The sequence below is a fragment of the Pantoea stewartii subsp. stewartii genome (assembly GCF_008801695.1).
GTDB classification, from domain to species: domain Bacteria; phylum Pseudomonadota; class Gammaproteobacteria; order Enterobacterales; family Enterobacteriaceae; genus Pantoea; species Pantoea stewartii.
Window position 1 is genome coordinate 1 of sequence record NZ_VZPF01000147.1, and the last position, 4,788, is coordinate 4,788.

Consider the following 4,788-nt stretch of genomic DNA (forward strand, 5'->3'; position numbering starts at 1 on the left):
CTGATCGTCACCTGCCGGCTTAACGGCGTTGACCCCGAGACGTGGTTGCGTTACGTCATCGGTCATATACAGGACTGGCCGGTGAACCGGGTCCGCGATCTGCTGCCATGGAAGGTCGAGCTTCCCTCTGCCTGAACGTCAATACGGTCTGAATGCGACGCTTACGGGCGTCTGCACGGAGAAGAAGGAAGGCTACTGCCAGTTTGACAGCAAGCTGGCAAAAATTATTCAGGATCAGGGGCGTCGTGGCCAGCTGGGTATCGGCTTCGGCAGCAGTAAATCGCCGGACTGCCGCGGGCTGACCGTGGATGAACTGCAGCACCTCGACTTCAGTGCGATCAACTTTGCTGATTTTTACGATGACCTGGAAAATGGCACCACGCTTCCGGCAGACCAGACCCTGATCGACCGGGTTAAACAGCAGGTTGCGGACAGGATGAAGAGGGGCACACAGTGAAAGCCTTCCTGATAGCGGTGCTTATCGCGGCTGCCATTCCTCTGGCGCAGGCTGAAGAGACAACGGTAAAAAACGCCTCCTCTGTAGCCGGGGGAACCTACGTCGACCAGCCGATTGTGGGCTGGCACTGGTACAACGAGCCTCAGCCGGATGAGGAGAAACCGGACGACGATACGGTTCCCCTGAGCGCATTACCGCCCACGCTCCAGATGACGCTCCTTAAAAAGCTGACGCAGGACCGGCTGAATCGCGCCATCCTCTCACCCTCGGCACAGCATGCGGCTGACTACCTGCGTCTGCAGTCTTACCTGGTCAACCTGTCAGGGCAGTTCACGCAGTCGGCCAAAAAGGCGCTGCTGCTGTACCCGGACCTGGATTACAACCTCGAACACAGCCGGTACAACAGCACGGCATCGCTGCAGCAGACCGCAGCAAGACAGGTGCAGACGGCAGCCATCCACGCGCTGGGACAGCGCTACGGCCTGTTTCTTTTTTACCGGGGCAATAATCCCGTCGACAGTCAGATGGCGGCAAGCGTGGGGCAGTTTTCTCAGCAGTATGGCCTCTCACTTATTCCGGTGAGCATGGACGGCGTACGCAGCGGGGCGCTGCCCCAGACCCGGAAGGACAGCGGGCAGGCCAGCAGGATGGGGGTTAATCAGTTCCCTGCCCTGATGCTGGTTGAGCCGGGAAGTGAGCATTATCAGCCACTGGCATACGGATTTATGACGCAGGATGACCTGGCCCGTCGTTTTCTCGACGTGGCCACCGATTTTAAACCGCAGTACTGATTCAGACCCAGTCTTCTGCGCGAAGGCCGGATACGCGGGAGAATTCCCGCATATTATTGGTCACCATAATCAGTCCCCGGCTGCGGGCGTGTCCGGCAATCATCTGGTCATACGGACCAATGGGCTGACCGACTTTCGCCTGTTCGGCCCGGATTTGCCCTGTATGGGTGGCAGCATGCATATCGTAATCCAGTACGGTAAGGCGTGCCGCGAACCCTTCCACAACAGCCAGATTACGTTCCGGCGCGCTGCTTTTCTCTGCGCCATAAATAAGCTCCATCAGCGTGATTGTGCTGATGCAAAGCTGCTGGCGGTGCAGGTTGAACTGTTGCCTGACCGCCTCCGGTTTATTTTTGATGGTGAAGATGCAGATATTGGTGTCCAGCATGTATTTGAGCATCAGAAGTCTTCCCGCACCTGTGCTTCGGGCTGTTCCCGGGCTGACATAAAGTCGGTGGTGACAGCGTCGCCATCAAACCAGGCATCCCAGGACTCACCCGCCGGTGAAATGATACGGGTCCGGCCAACGGCCACAATCTCGACATGCTTCACATCATCAGGCAGCGCAACGGCTTTTGGGAGGCGAACAGCCTGGCTGCGGTTACTTAAAAATACGGTGGTTTCCATAACGAACCTCTTCTGGGATATACGTTGCGTATATCCAGTATGATGTTGTTTGTGTATATGTCAATGGGATATACATTTTTTTGCTTTACAGAGGATAAACGTAGTGAATAAGAACAGTGAGAAATTGAGTGAAAAGGTGCGGCAGGAAAACCTGCTGATGTTCTGCGGGGTGGCATTTATGGCTGCAGGCCCGGCGTTCTGGTTTCTGATGAACAGCGCCATCAACGCCCGGCTGGTCATCCTGAACCCCGATATGGCCGGGCTGATGGAGGTGATTAACGTGGCTGTCGCACTCTTGTTCGCCTTGTCGGGCGCTGCACTGGCCCTGGAGGGATGGGGGCTGTCTGCATGGCATGCCTGGCGTCAAATTCGGGGGGCCGATGTGGCAGATTGAGTCCGGTAAGGTTAAGAAGAGCACATTTATTGTGGATACTGATATTCGCGGACTTGTTGCGATGATGAATGCCCATGGATTTCGCACCTATGCATCATGCCAGGGACATGGTTTTCCTGTCGATCGGATTAAACCTTATGTGGCGTTTACTGCCAGGCAGACAGAAGCAGCCCGGCTGGCCCGCATGTTGAGAGAGGATGCCGAGTCTGCAGTGCCTGAATTGCTGTGGGGATGGGAGGTGACCGCGAGCTTTAACAGTGTTTTCAGACTGTGTTTTCGTTTACACCCGACAGGGCCTCACCACTGGTGGTTACGATACTGCCGCAGCTCCCTGAAAAAGGACTTTGGCAATATCGGACAGATGCTTATATCAGTCTGCGGTAAATGGAATGAGGAAGCAGGCTGCACGCATTCTTCTAATGCCGGCTAATAACATTATAAAGGCTGAAGAAAAATGTTATTTCAATAGTGATAATTATCAGCACGGTAATAATGAATCGAGCAGCCCCCGATTTTGCTATAAGTTCAGAAGTGTATTTTATAACCAGCGCCAGAAGCCATGCGACTATAAATGTGCAGGCAAGGACCAGCACTATGATGAATGATATCTTCCCGGTAGAGTTCTCTTTGGGAAGTAACGTTATTATTTCAGAAATCATAAGAGTGAGCACTGCCACACCCAGAAAAGAATCACGAATGATGTCTCTGGTCTTTAATAATGAGTCAGTGTTCTTAAAAAAATTCAGCATTATATCAGCAGCCCATTTATGGAGGGGAGTACATGAGAGGTTATTTTCTCACAGTAAATCGTGTTTTCAATATGCTTTTTATGGTAGCGATGTTTGCGATGACAAAGATTTCATACGCCTCGGCGTTAGATGAGTTGAAAGCGCTGGAGGCAGATAAAGGTCATACAGCCGTTCAGTCTGCGATGCCGTCGACTGACGCGCAGAAATCTGCCAGACACTATTCTCCGCCTGACAACCATCAGGTTAATGTTGATGACTATCGTATTGTGTTGTTTATGCAGGGGGGATGCCATTACTGCCAGCAATTTGACCCACAGTTGGCACAATTATCTTCCCGGACTGGTTTTAAAGTTTTCCCCTATACCCTCGATGGTCGTGGTGATGTCAGTTTCCCGGATGCCATTCCGGCACCGCGAGCGGTACTCGACCAGTTCTTTGGGCCGGGTAATAACGGCGTCACCCCCACAACGTTTCTTGTCAATGTGAACACCCTGCAGAGCTGGCCGCTGGCACAGGGGATTGTCGATGTGAATAGCCTGCTGCAGCGTATTCAGCAGGCACTGGAAACGAGAGGGTAAGATGAGGAAAAAACAAACTATTGCAGTATGGAGCATCGTAAGTGCGTTATATATTGCAGGGTGCTTCTGGCTGTATTTCGGTACACTGAACTTCGATGGTCTGGATTTATACATGCGGCCGGAGGATGATGCGTATGCAGCGGACTGTCAGGTTACGGCGCTACTGGGGAGCGTTATGGCAATGACGCCGGTTATTTGCCTGTGGCTGGAGTTTAAGATTGTTAACCGTTTTGGGCGACTGTACTTCTGGCTTCGCCGATATTATGGGTGTCTGATAGCAGCAATGGCATCCGCTGTGTTTCTCTGGTTTTGGGGCCACGCAGCTATCAGATATCCCTATACAGATAACAATTCCCCACCCGCTATCATTTCTGTTCTGAGCGCTCTGATTTTATGCCAGTGCATAAAAATATCACGCCGAGTGCGAATATTATCCAGATAAACATGTCATTAGCTTCTTCTGTTTTTGTCCTGATTGTTGATATAGGGAACGGTCTGTCTGGTATATAAAAATCACCATGACTATTATGAATAGTGTGTTTGCTTAATATATCTGACGCGATAAACCAGAAGCGATTCTCAGGTGACGCCACTATCATGAGAGGTCGACAGTCACTATCACAACTGTCTATGTCGATCCTGTTAATATAGTTTTTAGCCAGTTCTGTGTTACCGTTTTTCTGGTAATAATTTGCCAGCAAATATTTCTTTGTTCCTGATGAAATGTCCGTTTTAAGCAGAGCCTGAAGCCGAGTGATATCTGCAGGCGTAAGCGATGTTTTATTCTCGTATTCAAGGTCTTCAACAAAGGGGTTGTCAGGGTACTGTTTAATCATATCCTTCAGTCGTTTTTCTTTCAGTTCTGTATTTAAACTGTTCAGCGTAACGACTGAGGTATAGAAGCGTTCAGCAAACTCAGCTGACTGCGGATGATAATAAAACGGTGCCAGCGTTTTCTGATAAAGGCTCTGAGTTAAATCAGCCTGGCGTCCGTGGTTACGGTTTGATGTGGTTTCCGGCTTTGTTGAATAATAGGTAATCATTCTGTTTTGTCTGCACTGTTTTGGTAGAAAACGCTGATGCCAGACAGAACACCGTCATACGCAAGCATGTAATGCATTGATTTTATGTTATCTGAAACAACCGTTTTCATAGTACCACAGCATAAAATCCATTTATTCAACAAAGCCGT

The 4,788-nt window shown here is 50.5% G+C and carries 8 protein-coding genes and 1 pseudogene; 6 read left to right on the forward strand and 3 right to left on the reverse strand.

The window, feature by feature from the left end; translation table 11 throughout:
• The 3 genes and pseudogenes from F7Q90_RS24700 to traF form a co-directional block, all read left to right on the forward strand.
• A partial coding sequence (locus tag F7Q90_RS24700; protein ID WP_151161057.1) for a transposase domain-containing protein occupies positions 1-135 on the forward strand: 135 nt, incomplete at its 5' end.
• Between the two features lie 31 nt (positions 136-166).
• A pseudogene (gene traN, locus F7Q90_RS24705) lies at positions 167-457 on the forward strand (conjugal transfer protein TraN); the annotation flags it as partial.
• Complete coding sequence (gene traF, locus F7Q90_RS24710; protein ID WP_006122271.1) at positions 454-1,248, forward strand: type-F conjugative transfer system pilin assembly protein TraF; 795 nt, start codon at positions 454-456, stop codon at positions 1,246-1,248. The pseudogene traN and the gene traF, both read left to right, overlap by 4 nt.
• Position 1,249: 1 nt before the next feature.
• On the opposite strand, the gene vapC is transcribed toward traF, so the two are convergent.
• Positions 1,250-1,648, reverse strand: coding sequence for a type II toxin-antitoxin system tRNA(fMet)-specific endonuclease VapC (vapC, locus tag F7Q90_RS24715; RefSeq protein WP_006122272.1), 399 nt, complete (start codon positions 1,646-1,648; stop codon positions 1,250-1,252).
• Complete coding sequence (gene vapB / locus F7Q90_RS24720; RefSeq protein ID WP_006122273.1) at positions 1,648-1,875, reverse strand: type II toxin-antitoxin system VapB family antitoxin; 228 nt, start codon at positions 1,873-1,875, stop codon at positions 1,648-1,650. Before vapB ends, vapC begins: the two co-directional genes overlap by 1 nt.
• Before the next feature lie 103 nt (positions 1,876-1,978).
• On the opposite strand from vapB, the gene F7Q90_RS24725 reads away from it, so the two are divergent.
• The 3 genes from F7Q90_RS24725 (at position 1,979) to trbB (ending at position 3,596) form a co-directional block, all read left to right on the forward strand.
• Positions 1,979-2,269: a hypothetical protein gene (locus F7Q90_RS24725; RefSeq protein WP_006122274.1), complete on the forward strand. Its 291-nt coding sequence runs from the start codon at positions 1,979-1,981 to the stop codon at positions 2,267-2,269.
• Entirely contained in the window at positions 2,256-2,699 is a 444-nt protein-coding gene (locus F7Q90_RS24730) for a hypothetical protein (protein WP_044243383.1), read from the forward strand. The genes F7Q90_RS24725 and F7Q90_RS24730 overlap by 14 nt, the downstream gene beginning before the upstream one ends.
• Positions 2,700-3,098: 399 nt before the next feature.
• On the forward strand, positions 3,099-3,596 hold the full coding sequence (trbB, locus tag F7Q90_RS24735) for a type-F conjugative transfer system pilin assembly thiol-disulfide isomerase TrbB (protein ID WP_377776258.1): 498 nt from the start codon (positions 3,099-3,101) through the stop codon (positions 3,594-3,596).
• Positions 3,597-3,961: 365 nt separating this feature from the next.
• Here trbB and F7Q90_RS24740 read toward each other — a convergent pair whose 3' ends face one another.
• Entirely contained in the window at positions 3,962-4,639 is a 678-nt protein-coding gene (locus F7Q90_RS24740; protein WP_044243389.1) for a hypothetical protein, read from the reverse strand.
• Positions 4,640-4,788: the final 149 nt, after the last annotated feature.

Bases quoted from the DNA above. Each gene is read 5' to 3' on its own strand.
- vapB (WP_006122273.1), bottom strand. From the start codon at position 1,875: ATGGAAACCACCGTATTTTTAAGTAACCGCAGCCAGGCTGTTCGCCTC.
- F7Q90_RS24740 (WP_044243389.1), bottom strand. From the start codon at position 4,639: ATGATTACCTATTATTCAACAAAGCCGGAAACCACATCAAACCGTAAC.
- vapC (WP_006122272.1), bottom strand. From the start codon at position 1,648: ATGCTCAAATACATGCTGGACACCAATATCTGCATCTTCACCATCAAA.
- trbB (WP_377776258.1), top strand. From the start codon at position 3,099: ATGGTAGCGATGTTTGCGATGACAAAGATTTCATACGCCTCGGCGTTA.
- F7Q90_RS24730 (WP_044243383.1), top strand. From the start codon at position 2,256: ATGTGGCAGATTGAGTCCGGTAAGGTTAAGAAGAGCACATTTATTGTG.